The sequence below is a fragment of the Streptomyces sp. NPDC048565 genome (genome assembly GCF_040650935.1).
In the GTDB taxonomy this organism is placed as follows: Bacteria; Actinomycetota; Actinomycetes; order Streptomycetales; family Streptomycetaceae; genus Streptomyces.
In genome coordinates this window covers 119,418-135,551 of record NZ_JBEZIH010000015.1, presented here as the reverse complement: position 1 = coordinate 135,551, position 16,134 = coordinate 119,418, and the positions used below count along the sequence as shown (strand labels likewise).

The following is a 16,134-nucleotide window of genomic DNA, read 5'->3' as shown; positions in this document are numbered from 1 at the left end:
GGAGCGCAAGAGCGCGGGAAACATGCGCGATTCGGACATAGGGTTCCGGCGTCTTCAGCCGTTCACAGGTGCAGAAGCATCCGGCTGTTGCCCAAGGTGTTCGGCTTCACTCGTTCGAGACCCAGGAACTCGGCGACACCCTCGTCATAGGAACGCAGCAGCTCGCTGTACACATCTCCGTCGACCGGCGTCTCTCCGATCTCGGTGAAGCCGTGCGCGGCGAAGAAGTCGACTTCGAACGTGAGACAGAAAACCCGGCGGACACCGAGCCAGCGGGCGGTCTGCAAGAGCTTGTCCAGGACCTGGTGCCCGACTCCGGTGCCCTTGATGCTGTGATCGACGGCGAGAGTACGGACTTCGGCGAGGTCTTCCCACATCACATGGAGTGCGCCGCAGCCGATGACACGGGCGTCCTCGTCACGTTCGGCGACCCAGAACTCCTGGATGTCCTCGTAAAGCGTGACCGTCGCTTTGTCGAGCAGGATGCCTTCGGAGACGTAGCCGTCAAGGAGCCCGCGTACGGGCGCCACATCGCTCGTCCTGGCCCGGCGGACCGTGATGGCCGGCCTATTTACCGACGGGTCGGTATGAAGTTCTGTGCGCGATCCGGTTTGCGACTGCTCCGATGACATCCTCCGACGCTATCGCTCGCTCCGTGGCGGCGCTTCATCGGCCGTGGTCCCGTCATCGGGCCGGCTCTCGGCCGGTTCGGGGAAGGTGGGCGCGACGACGCGCATCGCGTCACGGAGAGCTTCACGCTGCTCCGCGGACATCATGCCGAAGAACGCGACCAGTGCGGCCGCCGGGTTGTCACTCTGCGACCAGGCCTCGTTCATCAGTGCGGCCGAGTATGCGGCGCGGGTGGAGACGGCCGTATATCGATATGCCCGGCCATCCACTTCCCGGCGTACCCAGCCCTTCTGATGGAGATTGTCCATTACCGTCATGACGGTCGTGTACGCGATGGACCGTTCCTGTTGAAGGTCCTCGAGAACTTCCCGCACGGTGACCGGGCGGTTCCATTGCCAGACCCGTGTCATCACGGTGTCTTCCAGCTCTCCCAATTGGCGAGGCACAGCGTCACCTTAGTGCTAGATGTCTGGAATGGGATAATTACGGGACGGAAAAAGGGCGCACGGCTCCGAGGAGCCGTGCGCCCTTCATGCTCGGGTCCGGGTCAGACGCCCTCGGGCCTCGGAGCCTGCTGAGCCGATTCGGCGCGGGCGAGCGCCGCGTCCACGGCGGCGTCCTCCTTGGCCTTGTTCGGGCCGCCCTGGCTCTTGATGATCGTCACGACGAGGCCGATGAAGAAGACGGCCATCACCACGGGGGGAACGAGCGCGGATACGTATTCCATGCCGTCCAGGGTAGCGAGCCCGGCATTCCGGCCACTCCCGGGCACCCCTCGGGCGCGTCGCGCCTCAGGACACCGCCCGCTCCTCGGGCTCGGGCGCAGACACCGGCCTGCGACGGGGCGGGAAGACCTCGGACGGCTTCGGCATCGGGCGCTCACCGGGGGCCTGCGGGCGGGTCGACGGTGCGGGCTTCGAGGGGGCTTTGGGCCGCTCGGGACCCTCGGCCGCCGCCCGGCCACCGGGGAGGGCGAGCAGCCTGCCGCGCGGCGCGGGCGTCGTCATGGGCACCGCCCGGCCTGCGAGGCGCGCCCGCACCGAGCGCTCGGCGAGCACCTGACAGCGTTCCAGCAGGGCTGCGGCGACCGGCCCCGCACGCAGGGCGCGCAAGGCCGCGAGATCGTCCGGACGGGGGTCGTAACCGGCTGCGAGAGCGTCCTGGAGGAGCTCCAGATAGCCGCTGAGCGAGCCGGGGAGGGCGTCACGGTAGCGGGCGAGATCGGCGAGGAGGAAGGCGCGCAGCCTGCCTGCCTCGCTCACCACCTCGTCCACAGCGCCCGCGAGGCGCAGGCAGTCCTGGACATCCTCTTCCGGCAGGGGCGTGGGGTGGAGGGCGTTGGCGAGAGCACGTCGGAGCACCCGGAGCTCGTCCGCGCTGAACGCCATGCCGCCGCGTGATCCGTAGGGCGTGGGCATGAAGCGACAATACGTGCTAAATGGACAAAATCCGCTTAACCAACCGCTCGGCGGCGCGGCGTCGCGCACCCCGCCGCCTGGTCGTTCCCGCAGGTGACCACGGGCTTGCCCTACATCCGGGCGATGTTGCGCTCGTACACGAGGCGCAGCCCGACGAGCGTCAGCCAGGGCTCGTGCTCGTCGATGACGGAGGACTCCCCCAACACCATCGGAGCAAGGCCCCCGGTCGCGATGACGGTGACCTCGTCGGGGTCGGCCGCCAGCTCCTTCTTCATGCGTGCGACCACACCGTCGATCTGCCCGGCGAAGCCGTACACGATGCCGGACTGCATGGCCTCGACGGTGTTCTTGCCGATGACGCTGCGGGGCCGCGCCAGCTCGATCTTGCGGAGCTGGGCGCCCTTCACCCCGAGCGCCTCCACGGAGATCTCGATGCCCGGTGCGATCACACCGCCCGTGTACTCACCGCGCGCGGAGACCGCGTCGAAGGTGGTGGCCGTACCCAGGTCCACCACGATGGCCGGGCCGCCGTAGAGCTCGACAGCCGCGACCGCGTTGATGATGCGGTCCGCGCCGACCTCCTTCGGATTGTCCGTGAGGACCGGGACGCCGGTCTTCACGCCGGGCTCGACGAGCACCGCCGGGACATCGCCGTAGTAGCGGCGGGTGACCTCGCGGAGCTCGTGCAGTACGGCGGGGACGGTCGAGCAGATCGCGATGCCCTCGATGCCGTCGCCGAGCTCCATCCCGAGCAGCGGGTGCATGCCCATCAGACCCTGGAGCAGGACGGCGAGTTCGTCGGCAGTGCGGCGGGCGTCGGTGGAGATCCGCCAGTGCTCGACGATCTCCTCGCCGTCGAACAGGCCGAGGACGGTGTGGGAGTTGCCGACGTCGATGGTGAGCAGCATCAGGCGTCGGCCCCGCCGGTCGCCGCGTCACGGAAGTCCAGGCCGATGTCGAGGATCGGCGAGGAGTGGGTGAGCGCGCCGACGGCCAGGTAGTCGACGCCGGCCTCGGCGTAGGCGCGGGCCGAGTCGAGGGCGAGGCGGCCCGAGGACTCCAGCATCGCGCGGCCGTCGACAAGGGTGACCGCGGCGGCGGTCTCCTCGGGGGTGAAGTTGTCCAGCAGGATCAGGTCGGCGCCCGCGTCGAGCACCTCGCCGACCTGCTCCATGGTGTCGACCTCGACCTCGATGGCGAGCTGCGGGAACGTCTTCCTGACCCGCTGGAACGCCTCGGCGACGCCGCCTGCCGCGATCACGTGGTTGTCCTTGACCAGGGCCGCGTCCACGAGCGACATGCGGTGGTTGACCCCGCCGCCGCAGCGCACGGCGTACTTCTCCAGCGCGCGCAGCCCAGGTGTGGTCTTACGGGTGTCGCGGACCTGCGCCTTCGTGCCTTCGAGCACATCGGCCCAGGCGCGGGTCGCCGTCGCGATGCCGGAGAGCCTGCACAGCAGGTTGAGCGCGCTGCGCTCGCCGGTGAGCAGATCACGGGTGCGGGTCGTCACCGTGAGCAGCTTCTGGCCGGGCTCGACGCGGGCTCCGTCCTCGACATGGCGCTCGACCTCGAACGCGTCGGTGCAGACGATGGACAGGACGGCCTCGGCGACGCGCAGCCCCGCGACGACACCGGCCTCACGCGCGGTGAAGTCGCCGGTGGCGACGGAGTCCTCGGGGACGGTCGCCACCGTGGTGACGTCCTCACCCCCGTCGAGGTCCTCCTCGATCGCCACATGCGCGATGTCCTCGACCTGCACCGGGTCGAGGCCGGCGTCCGCCAGGAGCTTGGCCAGGGCGGGGTCGAGACCGCACTCCAGGCCGTCGGGGTCGTAGCCGTCGGCGCAGCCGCAGTCGTCGCCGCAGCCGCCACCGGACTCGGCGGGTGCGCCGATGTGGATCAGCGGTACGTCCACAGGTGTGGGTCGCGGATTCTCTTCGGGCGTGCTCACGGTTACGGCTCCTCGGGGGCGTCGGCGGGGTGGTTGCGGAGGCTGTCGGACAGGGGGGAGTCTGCCGGTTCTCCGGGTCGTACGGGCGGGAACGCGGCACTGTCCGTCGTGCGGACGACGGGCCTTCGGTCCGAGGTGACGCGGACCACGAGGTGGCGGCGCCAGGCGGCGTCGTCGCGGTCGGGGCGGTCCTCGCGCCAGTGGCAGCCGCGGGTCTCCTCGCGCTCACGGGCTGCGGCGACCAGCACCCGGGAGACGAGGAGCAGATTCGTGGCCTCCCACGCCTCCACCCCGGGTACGGCGTCCTTGGGGCCGTCGTCCTCGGCGGCGGCCCGCTGGAGCGCATCCAGCTCCCCGGCCGCCGTCGCGAGGCTGTCGGCTGAGCGGATCACGCCGGCGCCCCTGGTCATGATCCGCTGGATCGTCGTACGCGACTCCGCGGTGAGCAGCGGGACGGTCTCGGCTCCGGCGGGGTCCTTCACCGGGGCCGTCACGGGGTCAGCCGCCCGTGCGGTACGGGAAGCCGCCCGTGCGGTACGGGAAGCCGCCCGTGCGGTACGGGAAGCCGCCGGTCCGTCCGTCGCTCCGGCGATCTCCTCGGCGATGCGCTCGGCGAAGACCAGGCCCTCCAGGAGGGAGTTGGACGCCAGCCGGTTCGCGCCGTGCACACCCGTGCAGGCGGCCTCGCCGCAGGCGTACAGGCCGGGCACCGTCGTACGGCCCCTGAGGTCGGTGCGCACACCGCCCGACGCGTGGTGCGCCGCGGGGGCGACCGGGATCGGCTGGGTGACGGGGTCGATGCCGTGCGCGCGGCAGGCGGCGAGGACCGTCGGGAAGCGCTGCTCCCACATCGCGGCGCCGAAGTGACGGGCGTCGAGATACATGTGGTCGGTGCCCGTCAGGAGCATCTGGCGGGTGATGGCCTTGGCGACGATGTCACGGGGCGCCAGCTCGGCCAGCTCGTGCTGCCCGAGCATGAACCGGGTGCCGGAGGCGTCGACGAGATGGGCACCCTCGCCCCGCACCGCTTCGGACACCAGCGGCTGCTGGCCCTCGGAGTCCGCGCCGAGAAACAGGACGGTCGGGTGGAACTGCACGAATTCGAGGTCGGAGACCTCGGCGCCCGCCCGCAGCGCGAGCGCCACCCCGTCCCCGGTGGAGACCGGCGGGTTGGTGGTGGCGGAGAAGACCTGGCCCATGCCACCGGTGGCGAGCACCACGGCCGGGGCGCGGACGGCGCCCACGCCGTCGTGCTGGCCCTCGCCCATGACGTGCAGGGTGACGCCCTCCGTACGGCCTTCGGCGTCCGTGAGGAGGTCGAGGACCAGTGCGTTCTCGATGGTGCGCAGGGCGGCCGAGCGGACCGCCCCGACCAGCGCGCGGGAGATCTCGGCGCCCGTCGCGTCGCCGCCCGCGTGCGCGATACGGCGGCGGTGGTGGCCGCCCTCACGGGTCAGGGCGATGGTGCCGGTGTCGGTGATGTCGAAGTGCGCGCCGGTGTCGATCAGCCGGCGTACGGCGTCGGGACCCTCGGTGACCAGGGCGCGCACCGCCGTCTCGTCGCAGAGACCGGCCCCGGCGACCAGGGTGTCGTCGAGGTGCTGCTCGGGGGTGTCTCCCTCGCCGAGCGCGGCGGCGATGCCGCCCTGCGCCCAGCGGGTGGAGCCGTCGTCGAGACGCGCCTTGGTGACGACCACGGTCGCCAGGCCCGCGGCGGCGCAGCGCAGTGCGGTGGTGAGACCGGCCACGCCGGAGCCGACCACGACGACGTCCGCGTCGATGGCCCAGCCGGGGGCGGGGGCGGTCAGCCGTATTCCGGTCATGTGAGGGCTCCGAGGGTCAGCGGGATGTTGTCGATCAGGCGGGTGGCTCCCACCCGGGCCGCGACGGCGAGGACCGCGTCACCGGTGACGCGGTCGTCGGGGAGCTCGGTGAAGTCCGACGGGTCCACGAGCGCCACGTAGTCCAGGGCGAGGGGCACCGCTTCCTCGGCCGCCTCGTCCAGGACGGCCTGCGCGGCGGCCCGCACCGCGGCGGGTGCGACCGTCGGCCTGGCCAGCACCACGGCCTGGGTGTCGGCCGCGGCACGGGCCTCCCCGAGCTTGCTCAGCGCGGCGGCCCGGCCCTCGCGCTCCGGGACCGTCCGGGCGCGGGCGTGCAGCGTCTGCTGGGCGACCAGCCGGTCGCGGGCGGCGAACAGGGCCCTGGGGATGGCCAAAGCGGTCCGGCGCTCCTCGGCGGAGAGGAAGCGGTTACGACTGGAGAGCGCGAGGCCGTCGGGGTCGCGGACGGTCGGCACCGCGACGATGTCGATGCCGAAGTTGAGGTCGCGCACCATGCGGCGGACCAGCGCCAGCTGCTGCGCGTCCTTCTGTCCGAAGAACGCCGCGTCCGGCCGGGTGAGGTGCAGGAGCTTGGCGACGACGGTGAGCATGCCGTCGAAGTGCCCGGGCCTGGCCGCGCCTTCGAGCCGCTCGCCCATGGGGCCCGCGGTGATCCTGACCTGCGGCTCACCACCGGGGTAGACCTCGTCGACGGCGGGGGCGAAGACCGCGTCGGCGCCGGCCCCCGACGCTACGGCCAGATCGGCCTCCAGGGTGCGGGGGTAGCGATCGAGGTCGGCGGCCTCGCCGAACTGGAGCGGATTGACGAAGACGGTGACCACGACCTGGCCGCCGGGGCCCGCGGCTGCCCGCGCCGCACGGATCAGGGTCGCGTGGCCGTCGTGGAGCGCGCCCATGGTCATCACGACGGCGCGGCGTGCGCCGGGGGCCCGGCCGAGGGCGTCCAGCTCAGCGGCGGAGCGCAGCAGGGTGGCGGGTGCGGTGTTCATCGCTTCTCCCCCGGTCCGGGTTCGTCCGGTCCGTGTGTTCCGTTCGTGCCGTGCGCGGCGTTGCTGTCGGACAGGACGCCGAGGAGGTCCTCCGCGAACTCCGGCTTGAGCATGCCGTGGTCGAGGGCCCGGTCGGCCGTCGCGCGCGCCATCGCGAGATATCCGGCCACCGTCTGCGGCGCGTGCGCGCGCAGCTCGCGGATGTGCGCGGACACCGTGCCCGCGTCGCCCCGGGCGACGGGCCCTGTCAGCGCCGCGTCACCGGAGCGCAGGGCATTGTCGAGCGCGGCACCGAGCAGCGGGCCGAGCATCCGGTCGGGCGCCGCCACACCGGCCTCACGGAGCAGATCCATGGACTGCGCGACAAGGGTGACCAGGTGATTCGCGCCGAGGGCGAGTGCCGCGTGGTAGAGCGGCCTGGACTCCTCGGCGACCCATTCGGGCTCGCCGCCCATCTCGATGACGAGCGCCTCGGCGGCCAGCCTGAGCTCCTCGGGTGCGGTCACCCCGAAGGAACAGCCCGCCAGCCGCTGGACGTCGACGGGGCTGCCGGTGAAGGTCATCGCCGGATGCAGGGCGAGCGGGAGGGCGCCGGCCCGCAACGCGGGGTCGAGCACCTTCGTGCCGTACCGCCCGGAGGTGTGGACGAGCAGCTGGCCGGGGCGGACGGCGCCGGTCTCGGCGAGGCCTTCGACCAGGCCGGGCAGCGCGTCGTCGGGGACGGTCAGCAGCACGAGCTCGGCGCGTGCCAGCACCTCGGCCGGGGTCACGAGGGGGATGTCGGGGAGCAGCGCTGCGGCCCTGCGTACGGACGCGTTGGAGACGCCCGACACGGCGACCGGGCGGTGCCCGGCGAGCTGCAGCGAGGCGGCGAGGGCAGGGCCGACCCGTCCCGCGCCGACGACGCCGACGGTGAGACGGGCAGGGCGGTCCCTCGCGTCGAGGGATTCCTTGGAAACTGATGCGTTCACGCGGCGATGGCCTTCCGTTCCAGTCCGCGGGGGGTACCGGACGATTCCTCTGCATGCTACGCCAGCGTTTCGCCTCACCCCCCGACCGTCCACAGCCTGTGGATAACTTTCCGCGACGAGGGATCCCCGGATGGGTGGTGTCAGCGCTCCGGGCGATGATCGTCCCACGGGAGACACCGATGCCGTACGCCACGGATGTGCTGGACGAGGCGTCGGGGCGGCAGGCGGAGGAGACGGGGGTGACGCTGGTTCGCGGCTCCGGCGTGACCGCCAGGACTCTCGTTCACCAGGTCACGGTGGCAGCGCCGGGGCTGGAGTGGACGGCCGGTGACGTACGGGAAGCGGTGGCGGAATTCGCGGCGCGGGCCGGGGAGCAGGCACCGCCTTCTCGGACTTCCCCGCCTTCTCAGGAGTAGGGCGGCGGTGCCCGGCCGCCCAGGCCAGGATGTGCCCGCGGACGGCGCGCAGGATCCGGTCGTTGCGGCCCGGGGCCCGCCGTCCGGGAGCGGGTCAGCCCGCCTGACCGCCGGCCCTGACAAGACCGGTCTCGTACGCGAGGACGACCACCTGGACGCGGTCGCGCAGGCCCAGTTTGGTGAGGATGCGGCCCACGTGGGTCTTCACTGTCGCTTCGGACAGCACCAGGCGGCCCGCGATCTCGCCGTTCGACAGACCCTGGGCGACCAGCATCATCACTTCGCGCTCACGCCCGGTCAGCTTCTCGACCTGCTGGTGCTGCGGCTCCTTCCTGCCGCTCGGAAGCATCGACGAGAACCGGTCGAGGAGCCTTCGGGTCGTGGACGGGGCCACGACGGCGTCGCCGCTGTGCACCGCGCGGATGGCGGAGAGCAGTTCGCCCGGCGGCACGTCCTTGAGCAAGAAACCGCCGGCGCCCGCCTTCAGACCGGAGAAGGCGTACTCGTCCAGGTCGAACGTGGTCAGGATCAGCACCTTGGGCGGATCGGTCTGCGCGCAGATACGCCGGGTCGCCTCGACGCCGTCCAGCCTTGGCATGCGTACGTCCATCAGCACGACGTCGACGGCGGTGGAGCGAAGGATCTCGATCGCCTCGGCGCCGTCGCCCGCCTCCGCGACGACATCCATGTCCGGCTGGGCGGCGAGCACCATCCGGAAGCCGGTGCGCAGCAGCACCTGGTCGTCGACGAGCATCACTCGGATCGCCATGCGGTGTCCTGTCCTTCCTTCGTTCACTGACTGGCCGACTTGAGGGGGAGCAGCGCGCTGATCCGGAAGCCGCCGCCCTGGCGCGGGCCGGCGTCCAGCGTGCCGCCGACCATGCCGACCCGCTCCCGCATCCCGATCATCCCGTGTCCGGCGCCGTCGGCGCCGCCGTCCTCGTAGAGCTCGTGCGGGGCCCCGCGGCCGTCGTCCTCGACGAGCAGGCCGAGCCCGTCGTCGAAGTAGACCAGCCTTACGCTCGCACCGGCGTCGGGGCCCCCGTGCTTGCGGGTGTTGGTGAGGGCCTCCTGGACGATGCGGTACGCGGTCAGCTCGACCCCGCTCGGCAGCGGCCGTGGAGTGCCCTCGATCTTGAAGTCCACCGCGAGGCCGGTCTCCCTGACCTTGCCGACGAGCTCCTCGATCTGCCCGACGTCGGGCTGGGGGACGTACTCCCCGCTCTCCTCGGAATCGCCGGTCCTGAGCACCCCGAGCAGCCGCCGCATCTCGGCGAGCGCCTGGCGGCCGGTGCCCGAGATGGTCTCCAGCGCCTGCCGGGCCTGATCCGGGGACGAGTCCATGACATATGCGGCACCGTCGGCCTGCACCACCATCACCGAGACGTTGTGCGCGACGACGTCGTGCAGTTCACGGGCGATACGGGCCCGCTCGGCGGCCACCGCGACCTTCGACTGCGCCTCCCGCTCCCGCTCCAGCCGGGCGGCCCGCTCCTCCAGCTGACTGAAGTAGGCCCGGCGGGTGCGTATGGAGTCGCCGAGGACCCAGGCCAGGACGAAGGGCACGGTCATCACGACGACGTAGAAGACCGCCTCGCCCCAGCCGCCCCTCGGTGCGTCGTCGGACCAGCGCAGCCGCGAGAGCCCCGCAGCGCACAGACTGCACCCGAGGGCGAGCCGGGACGCCCAGCGCTCCCCCACCGTGGCCACGGTGTACGTGATCACCAGCATGGCGAAGTCGGCCGCGTCGGGCCGCACTCCCAACAGCAGCTGGGCGAGCCCCATCAGGATCGCGAGCAGCAGCATCTTCTCCGGCAGGCGCCGGCGCAGGGCGACCACGACGGCCAGGCCGACGGCGATCGGGACCGCGGCGACGCGCTCCCGCCCGCTGCCGTCCTGGCCGGCCACGATGGACACGCCGGAGAACCCGAGGAGCAGGACAGCCCAGAGGATGTCGACGCCCGTCGGGTGTCTGCGGATGAAATCGTAGAAGCGCTGCACATTACCCAGCGTAGGGACAGCATCTCGGTGCCCGGGTCAGCCGAAGGGTCGATCCGGGTCAAGGGACCCTACTCCCCAAGGTGGAGACTTACCTCTGTGACGCATGACTGGTGCCGCTGGCGGGAAGCCGCCGAGACCGCTTTGTACGGGGAAGAGGGCTTCTACCGGCGCCCGGAGGGTCCTGCGGGTCATTTCCGCACCTCGGTGCACGCCTCCCCGCTGTTCGCCACGGCCGTCGCCCGGCTGCTGGCCGGCACCGCCCGGGAGCTGGGCGCGGACTCGGTCGCCCTGGTCGACATGGGGGCGGGCCGCGGCGAGCTGCTGACGGGGGTGCTGGCGGCGCTGCGGACCGGGGCCGCTCCTGGCCTCGCCGTACGGGCGTACGCCGTGGAGCTCGCCCCGCGCCCGCCGGGCCTGGACCCGGACATCGAGTGGTGCGCGGAGCCGCCGCGGGGCGTGCGGGGGCTGCTGTTCGCCAACGAATGGCTGGACAACGTACCCACGGACATCGCCGAGGCCGACGCGGACGGGGTGCCCCGCTACGTCCTCGTACGCGGGGCCGACGGCGCCGAGCGGCTGGGCGATCCGGTGACCGGTGAGGACGCCCGGTGGCTGAGCCGCTGGTGGCCGCTGTCCACGCCCGGCGACCGCGCGGAGATCGGCAGGCCACGCGACGAGGCCTGGGCCGGGGCCGTCGCGACGCTGGCCGGCGGAAGGGCGGTGGCCGTGGACTACGCGCATGTACGGGCCTCGAGGCCGCCGTTCGGGACGCTGACCGGATTCCGGGGAGGCCGTGAGGTGGCGCCCGTGCCCGACGGGAGCCGCGACCTGACCTCGCACGTGGCCCTGGACGCCTGCGCGGCGGCGGTGGGCGGCGAGACCGAACTCCTGGACCAGCGGACGGCACTGGCGGACCTGGGCATCAGCGGCGGACGTCCGCCGCTGGCGCAGGCCTCGGCCGACCCCGCCGGCTACGTACGGGCGCTGGCCTCGGCCGGGGAGGCGGCGGAGCTCACGGCGCGGGGCGGGCTGGGCGACTTCGGCTGGCTGCGGCATCGGGTCCCGGACCGCGCGGAGGGATGAGGAGGGATACTGTCCCGCATGACGGAGACGACGATCGGCATCGGCGGCGCGGCGGAGAGCACCGACATGGTGCTGAACATCGGTCCGCAGCACCCCTCCACCCACGGCGTCCTCCGCCTTCGGCTCGTCCTGGACGGCGAGCGGATCCAGCAGGCCGAGCCCGTCATCGGCTATATGCACAGGGGCGCCGAGAAGCTCTTCGAAGCCAGGGACTACCGGCAGATCATCATGCTCGCCAATCGCCACGACTGGCTGTCGGCGTTCTCCAACGAGCTCGGGGTCGTCATGGCCGTCGAGCGGATGCTGGGCATGGAGGTCCCCGAGCGCGCCGTCTGGACGAGGACGCTGCTGGCGGAGCTGAACCGCGTCCTGAACCATCTGATGTTCCTCGGCTCCTACCCCCTCGAACTCGGCGGGATCACCCCGATGTTCCACGCGTTCCGGGAGCGCGAGGAGCTCCAGGCCGCGATGGAGGAGGTCTCGGGCGGCCGGATGCACTACATGTTCAACCGGGTCGGCGGCCTCAAGGAGGACCTGCCCGCGGGTTGGCTCGGCCGGGCCAGGGACGCCGTGGCGTCCGTGCGCTCACGGATGGACGTGTACGACCGGCTGGTGCTCGGCAACGAGATCTTCCGGGGCCGCACCCGCGGGGTGGGCGTGCTGTCCGCCGCGGCCGTGCACGCCTACGGGGTGTCGGGGCCGATCGCCCGTGCCTCCGGGGTCGACTTCGACCTGCGGCGCGACGAGCCGTATCTCGCGTACGGGGAGCTGCGGGACACCCTTGAGGTCGTCACCAGGACCGAGGGCGACTGCCTGGCCCGCTTCGAGTGCCTGCTGGAGCAGACGCACAACGCCCTGGACCTCGCCGACGCCTGCCTGGACCGGATGGCCGACCTGGCGCCCGGGCCCATCAACCAACGGCTGCCCAAGGTGCTGAAGGCGCCGGAGGGCCACACCTACGCGTGGACCGAGAACCCGCTGGGCGTGAACGGCTACTACCTGGTCTCCACGGGCGAGAAGACCCCGTACCGGCTGAAGCTGCGCTCCGCCTCGTTCAACAACATCCAGGCACTCACCGAGCTGCTGCCCGGCACGCTCGTCTCCGACATGGTGGCGATCCTGGGCTCGCTCTTCTTCGTCGTCGGAGACATCGACAAGTAGGGCCTCCGGCGGGCGGGTACCCGCCCGGGCAGACCCTGGGAGCGGGGCCGCCGGCTACTACGAGATCGCGCTGCGCAGCTCGACGACGTCCAGCTGCTCGGTGTCGTCGTGCGCCGTGAGGTCGATGACCTTGCCTACGGCGCGGTTCTCGGCCGTGCCCGTGCGGTGTGCGGCCAGTGCCTCCTCGCCCACCACGTCCGCGAGGTCCTCGTTCTGCACGGACTCGATCGCGGCGCTCGCCTTCTGCGCGCCGAAGAAGTCGAAGCTTCCCTGCGGCATCAGCTGACGGCGCGCGGCGTCGTACGGCGCGACGGCCGATGCCGCGGGCACGGCGCGGGGCGTGTGCACGGCGGGGGACAACTGCGGTGCGGGGAGGGCGGCCTGGGCGCGGCGGTGCTGGGGGTCACCCGCTCCGGAGACCGCCTCGTGCTTCCCCGCCGGGCCGTCGCCCTCCGCGTCCCGCTCCGCCGACCGCTCGGCGATGTCGCGCTGCCGGGCCGACTCGGCCGTGCGGCGCGCCTCCTGGAGGGCGGCGTTGCGGGGCAGCTCCTGCAGGGCCTGGGCGGCACGCTGATAGGCGCCGGGCGTCGGCGTGGACCTGGCGGGCAGCAGCTCGCGCGGCGCGGACGCCTCGATGGCCAGCTGCCTGCGGCCCTCAAGCGCGCTGGCACGCTCCGTCTCGGCGTTGGCGTACCGGCGCAGCAGCGCGGCGTGTTCACCCCGCAGGCCGGCGAGCTCCACACGCTTGCGGCGCAGCTTGGTCTCCAGCCGGGTGCGCAGCTCCCTTGATTCCTCGAGGTCCGCCTCGAGTTCGGCTATGCGCTCCTCGGTCTTCCACTCGTCGCTCGCCCTGGCCCGGGTCAGCTCGGCGACACGCAGTCCGGCCGCGCGGTCCCAGCCGCGCATCAGACAGCCACCGGTGACGGCGGCTGCCGCTGTCACGGCCACCAGGGCGCGCAGCGGCAGGGGTTCCGCGAGGAGCCAGGCACCGGCGGCACAGACGACCGGCACTCCGGCCACCACAGCGGGGGGCAGGATTCTGTGGAGGGGCGGTGAATGGCGGTGACGTCCTCGTGGCATGGCTCGAAATTTACCGTGCGTACGGGTCACTTGGGAGGCCGCCCGGCAATCTGTTCCCCGCCGGTTACCTCGCGGCGTCCCGCGCGGCCCCCCGAGTGGCCCTCCCGTACGTCCTTCTACTTCTTGATCAGGCCCTTCGACCGGAGATAGTCACCGGCCGCGTCGGAGGGCTTGGCGCGCTCCGCGTCGACCTTGCGGTTCAGTTCCGCGAGGTCCTCCGTGGTGAGTACGTCGGTGAGCTTTCCGAGCGCCTCCGCGATCTCAGGCGCGCCCGCTTCCTTCGCGTTGAGCACCGGAACGACGTTGTCCGCATTCTGCAGCTTCTTGTCGTCCTCCAGGAACACCAGCCCGTAGGAGTCGAGTACCGCGTCCGTGGTGGTCGTGAGGACCAGCTGGTCCTTGCCGTCCTTCACGGCCTGCTTGGACTGCGGGGTGCCGACGCCCTTGGGGTCGATCCCGGAGACGTCGATGCCGTACGTCGTCTTCAGCCCGGGCGCGCAGAACGGGCGCACCTCGCACTCGTCGCCCGCCGCGATCTTGACCTTGATCTTCGAGCTGCCGAGATCGGAAAGGGTCGTGAGGCTGTTCTTGTCGGCGAATTCCTTCGAGACCGCGAAGGCGTTCTGGTCGACCGCCTTCCCGACCGGAAGGACCTTCAGTCCGAGCGGGGTGGCGAGCTTCTCCAGAGCGGTGACGGTCGCCTTCACGTCGCCCGATGCGACCGGTGCCTTCTCCGCCTCCTTCGCGCCGTTGACCTTGGCGTTGAGGAATTCCGCGAGGGTCGCCGCGTATTCCGGGACGACGTCGATCTCGCCCTTCTCCAGCGAGGGCTCGTACAGTTCGCGGTTCTTCACCGTGGTGACCGACGTGTCGTAACCGGCGCCGCCCAGGACCTGGGCGTACAGCTCGGCGAGCACCTTGGACTCGGTGAAGCCGGCGGCGCCCACGACGAGCGAGCCCTTCTTGGAGCCGGCGTCGGCACCCGTGTCCGAGCCGCCCTTGTCCTTCTCCAGGCTGTCGCCGCCGCACGCGGCGAGCGACCCTGCCAGCGCGACCGCGCCGATGACCGCACCCGCTATGCGCGAGGTCCTGCTCATGTTGTTCTCCGTCCGCGAAAAATGGTGTGCACAGTCCGAAAAGTCAGCGCGTTCATACGGTCCGGCGGCGGCGCAGGGGCGACAGCAGCCGGTCGAGCACCACCAGGACGCCCTCCACCACCAGCGCCAGGAGGGCGACCAGCACGGCGCCCGCGAAGACCTGCGGGGTGTCGTAGGTGTTGAATCCGGCGGTGATGATCCGGCCCAGCCCACCGAGGCCGACCATCGCCGCGATCGAGGCGGTGGCGATCACCTGGACCGCGGCGGACCGGAGGCCGGTCATGATCATCGGGTAGGCGAGCGGAAGCTCGACCCTGGCGAACAGCTGCGCGCCGGACATCCCCATGCCGCGCGCGGCCTCCACCACCGAGCGGTCCACCTCCGTCATCCCGACGTAGGCGTTGGTCAGCAGCGGGGGCACGGCGAACAGGACCAGCGCGATGACCGTGGGCAGATAGCCGGAGTTACGCAGGGGCGTCATCATGAACAGCGCCAGCACCGCGAACACCGGGACCGCGCGGCCCACGTTGGAGATGTTGACGGCGAGCCCGCCCCCCTTGCCCACATGCCCGAGATACAGCGCGACCGGCAGGGCGATGAGGCAGGCCACCGCGAGGGCGATCCCGCTGACGTACAGATGCTCGGCCAGCCGGTGTCCCGCCCCGCCGTCCCCCGACCAGTTGGCGCCGGTGGTGAGCCAGCTCCATGCCTCCCCGATGACTCCCATGGCTCAGACCGCCTCCGTCTTCGCGATGCCCGCCCCGGCGGATGCCCCGGCGGGCGTCCGTATCCGGGTCCAGGGCGTGAGCAGGCGTTGCACACCGAGCAGGAGCAGGTCCGCGGTTACCGCGAGGAGCACGCAGAGCACGGACGCGGTGAGCACTTGGGCCTTGAAGAAGCTGGGCAGCGCGTCCTCGATGAGATTGCCGAGGCCGCCCTTGCCGACGAGCGAGCCGACCGTGGTCAGCGCGACCGTCGACACCGTGGCGATCCGCAGCCCGGCCATGAGCGCGGGCAGCGCGAGGGGGAGCTCGACCTCCCAGAGAAGCCTGACCGGGCCGTATCCCATGCCCTCGGCGGCCTCCCTGGCCTCCTGCGGGACCGCTTCGAGACCCGCCAGGATGTTGCGCACGAGAATGGTCAGCGAATAGAGCACCAGGCCGGTGACGACGAGCGCCGCCGAAAGGCCGAAGAGCGGCAGCAGCAGCGAGAACATCGCCAGCGAGGGCACGGTGTAGAGCACGGTCGTCAGACCCAGCACCGGGCCCGCGAAATGCCGGCCGCGGCGGGCGAGCAGCGCGAGCGGGAATGCCACCACGAGCCCTATCAGCACGGAAACCACCGTGATCCAGATGTGCTGGACGGTCGCATCGGCCAACTCATGGCTGCGGGAGCGCAGATACTCTCCGCAGATCCAGTCGTTCGCCACCAGGCAGTTCTGCTCGGCCACCCGCCCCCACCTCCTGTTTGCCCTCGCGATGCCGTCCCGGATC

The 16,134-nt window shown here is 71.6% G+C and carries 17 protein-coding genes and 1 pseudogene; 3 read left to right on the top strand and 15 right to left on the bottom strand.

Features of this window, described 5'->3' with window-relative positions; genetic code table 11:
* Positions 1-62 precede the first annotated feature (62 nt).
* From AB0C75_RS19725 to AB0C75_RS19685, 9 genes are all read right to left on the bottom strand, one after another.
* Entirely contained in the window at positions 63-632 is a 570-nt protein-coding gene (locus tag AB0C75_RS19725; protein ID WP_362892443.1) for an amino-acid N-acetyltransferase, read from the bottom strand.
* Between the two features lie 9 nt (positions 633-641).
* Positions 642-1,076 (bottom strand): BlaI/MecI/CopY family transcriptional regulator, encoded by a 435-nt coding sequence (locus AB0C75_RS19720; protein WP_362892441.1) that lies wholly within the window; start codon positions 1,074-1,076, stop codon positions 642-644.
* A gap of 101 nt (positions 1,077-1,177) precedes the next feature.
* On the bottom strand, positions 1,178-1,357 hold the full coding sequence (locus AB0C75_RS19715) for a hypothetical protein (RefSeq protein WP_362892439.1): 180 nt from the start codon (positions 1,355-1,357) through the stop codon (positions 1,178-1,180).
* Positions 1,358-1,421: 64 nt separating this feature from the next.
* Positions 1,422-2,018 (bottom strand): hypothetical protein, encoded by a 597-nt coding sequence (locus tag AB0C75_RS19710; protein ID WP_362892529.1) that lies wholly within the window; start codon positions 2,016-2,018, stop codon positions 1,422-1,424.
* A 140-nt stretch (positions 2,019-2,158) separates the two neighbouring features.
* A complete protein-coding gene (locus tag AB0C75_RS19705; RefSeq protein ID WP_362892437.1) occupies positions 2,159-2,956 on the bottom strand; it encodes a type III pantothenate kinase in 798 nt (265 codons plus the stop codon).
* Complete coding sequence (gene nadC / locus AB0C75_RS19700) at positions 2,956-3,999, bottom strand: carboxylating nicotinate-nucleotide diphosphorylase (protein WP_362892436.1); 1,044 nt, start codon at positions 3,997-3,999, stop codon at positions 2,956-2,958. The genes AB0C75_RS19705 and nadC overlap by 1 nt, the downstream gene beginning before the upstream one ends.
* Before the next feature lie 2 nt (positions 4,000-4,001).
* Positions 4,002-5,822, bottom strand: a complete 1,821-nt coding sequence (locus AB0C75_RS19695) for an L-aspartate oxidase (protein WP_362892433.1) — start codon at positions 5,820-5,822, stop codon at positions 4,002-4,004.
* Entirely contained in the window at positions 5,819-6,832 is a 1,014-nt protein-coding gene (gene panC / locus AB0C75_RS19690) for a pantoate--beta-alanine ligase (protein ID WP_362892431.1), read from the bottom strand. The genes AB0C75_RS19695 and panC overlap by 4 nt, the downstream gene beginning before the upstream one ends.
* Positions 6,829-7,803, bottom strand: a complete 975-nt coding sequence (locus AB0C75_RS19685) for a DUF2520 domain-containing protein (RefSeq protein WP_362892429.1) — start codon at positions 7,801-7,803, stop codon at positions 6,829-6,831. Before AB0C75_RS19685 ends, panC begins: the two co-directional genes overlap by 4 nt.
* A gap of 179 nt (positions 7,804-7,982) precedes the next feature.
* Between AB0C75_RS19685 and AB0C75_RS19680 the strand changes: the two are divergent.
* Positions 7,983-8,219, top strand: a pseudogene (locus AB0C75_RS19680) (hypothetical protein); the annotation flags it as partial.
* A gap of 94 nt (positions 8,220-8,313) precedes the next feature.
* On the opposite strand, the gene AB0C75_RS19675 reads toward AB0C75_RS19680, so the two are convergent.
* Together AB0C75_RS19675 and AB0C75_RS19670 are read right to left on the bottom strand one after the other, a co-directional pair.
* Positions 8,314-8,988, bottom strand: coding sequence for a response regulator transcription factor (locus tag AB0C75_RS19675; protein ID WP_362892427.1), 675 nt, complete (start codon positions 8,986-8,988; stop codon positions 8,314-8,316).
* Between the two features lie 23 nt (positions 8,989-9,011).
* Positions 9,012-10,220 (bottom strand): sensor histidine kinase, encoded by a 1,209-nt coding sequence (locus AB0C75_RS19670; RefSeq protein ID WP_362892425.1) that lies wholly within the window; start codon positions 10,218-10,220, stop codon positions 9,012-9,014.
* Positions 10,221-10,316: 96 nt separating this feature from the next.
* Between AB0C75_RS19670 and AB0C75_RS19665 the strand changes: the two genes are divergently transcribed.
* Complete coding sequence (locus AB0C75_RS19665; RefSeq protein ID WP_362892423.1) at positions 10,317-11,303, top strand: SAM-dependent methyltransferase; 987 nt, start codon at positions 10,317-10,319, stop codon at positions 11,301-11,303.
* Positions 11,304-11,321: 18 nt separating this feature from the next.
* Positions 11,322-12,464, top strand: a complete 1,143-nt coding sequence (locus tag AB0C75_RS19660; RefSeq protein WP_362892421.1) for an NADH-quinone oxidoreductase subunit D — start codon at positions 11,322-11,324, stop codon at positions 12,462-12,464.
* Positions 12,465-12,521: 57 nt separating this feature from the next.
* Here AB0C75_RS19660 and AB0C75_RS19655 read toward each other — a convergent pair whose 3' ends face one another.
* From AB0C75_RS19655 to AB0C75_RS19640, 4 genes are all read right to left on the bottom strand, one after another.
* Positions 12,522-13,544 (bottom strand): hypothetical protein, encoded by a 1,023-nt coding sequence (locus AB0C75_RS19655; protein WP_362892419.1) that lies wholly within the window; start codon positions 13,542-13,544, stop codon positions 12,522-12,524.
* A 116-nt stretch (positions 13,545-13,660) separates the two neighbouring features.
* Positions 13,661-14,641: an ABC transporter substrate-binding protein gene (locus tag AB0C75_RS19650; RefSeq protein ID WP_362892417.1), complete on the bottom strand. Its 981-nt coding sequence runs from the start codon at positions 14,639-14,641 to the stop codon at positions 13,661-13,663.
* A 52-nt stretch (positions 14,642-14,693) separates the two neighbouring features.
* Positions 14,694-15,368, bottom strand: coding sequence for an ABC transporter permease (locus tag AB0C75_RS19645; RefSeq protein WP_362892415.1), 675 nt, complete (start codon positions 15,366-15,368; stop codon positions 14,694-14,696).
* A gap of 3 nt (positions 15,369-15,371) precedes the next feature.
* Positions 15,372-16,091, bottom strand: a complete 720-nt coding sequence (locus tag AB0C75_RS19640) for an ABC transporter permease (RefSeq protein WP_362892413.1) — start codon at positions 16,089-16,091, stop codon at positions 15,372-15,374.
* Positions 16,092-16,134 lie beyond the last annotated feature (43 nt).

Bases quoted from the DNA above. Each gene is read 5' to 3' on its own strand.
- AB0C75_RS19725 (WP_362892443.1), bottom strand. From the start codon at position 632: ATGTCATCGGAGCAGTCGCAAACCGGATCGCGCACAGAACTTCATACC.
- AB0C75_RS19715 (WP_362892439.1), bottom strand. From the start codon at position 1,357: ATGGAATACGTATCCGCGCTCGTTCCCCCCGTGGTGATGGCCGTCTTC.
- AB0C75_RS19710 (WP_362892529.1), bottom strand. From the start codon at position 2,018: ATGGCGTTCAGCGCGGACGAGCTCCGGGTGCTCCGACGTGCTCTCGCC.
- AB0C75_RS19705 (WP_362892437.1), bottom strand. From the start codon at position 2,956: ATGCTGCTCACCATCGACGTCGGCAACTCCCACACCGTCCTCGGCCTG.
- AB0C75_RS19695 (WP_362892433.1), bottom strand. From the start codon at position 5,822: ATGACCGGAATACGGCTGACCGCCCCCGCCCCCGGCTGGGCCATCGAC.
- panC (WP_362892431.1), bottom strand. From the start codon at position 6,832: ATGAACACCGCACCCGCCACCCTGCTGCGCTCCGCCGCTGAGCTGGAC.
- AB0C75_RS19675 (WP_362892427.1), bottom strand. From the start codon at position 8,988: ATGGCGATCCGAGTGATGCTCGTCGACGACCAGGTGCTGCTGCGCACC.
- AB0C75_RS19660 (WP_362892421.1), top strand. From the start codon at position 11,322: ATGACGGAGACGACGATCGGCATCGGCGGCGCGGCGGAGAGCACCGAC.
- AB0C75_RS19655 (WP_362892419.1), bottom strand. From the start codon at position 13,544: ATGCCACGAGGACGTCACCGCCATTCACCGCCCCTCCACAGAATCCTG.
- AB0C75_RS19650 (WP_362892417.1), bottom strand. From the start codon at position 14,641: ATGAGCAGGACCTCGCGCATAGCGGGTGCGGTCATCGGCGCGGTCGCG.
- AB0C75_RS19645 (WP_362892415.1), bottom strand. From the start codon at position 15,368: ATGGGAGTCATCGGGGAGGCATGGAGCTGGCTCACCACCGGCGCCAAC.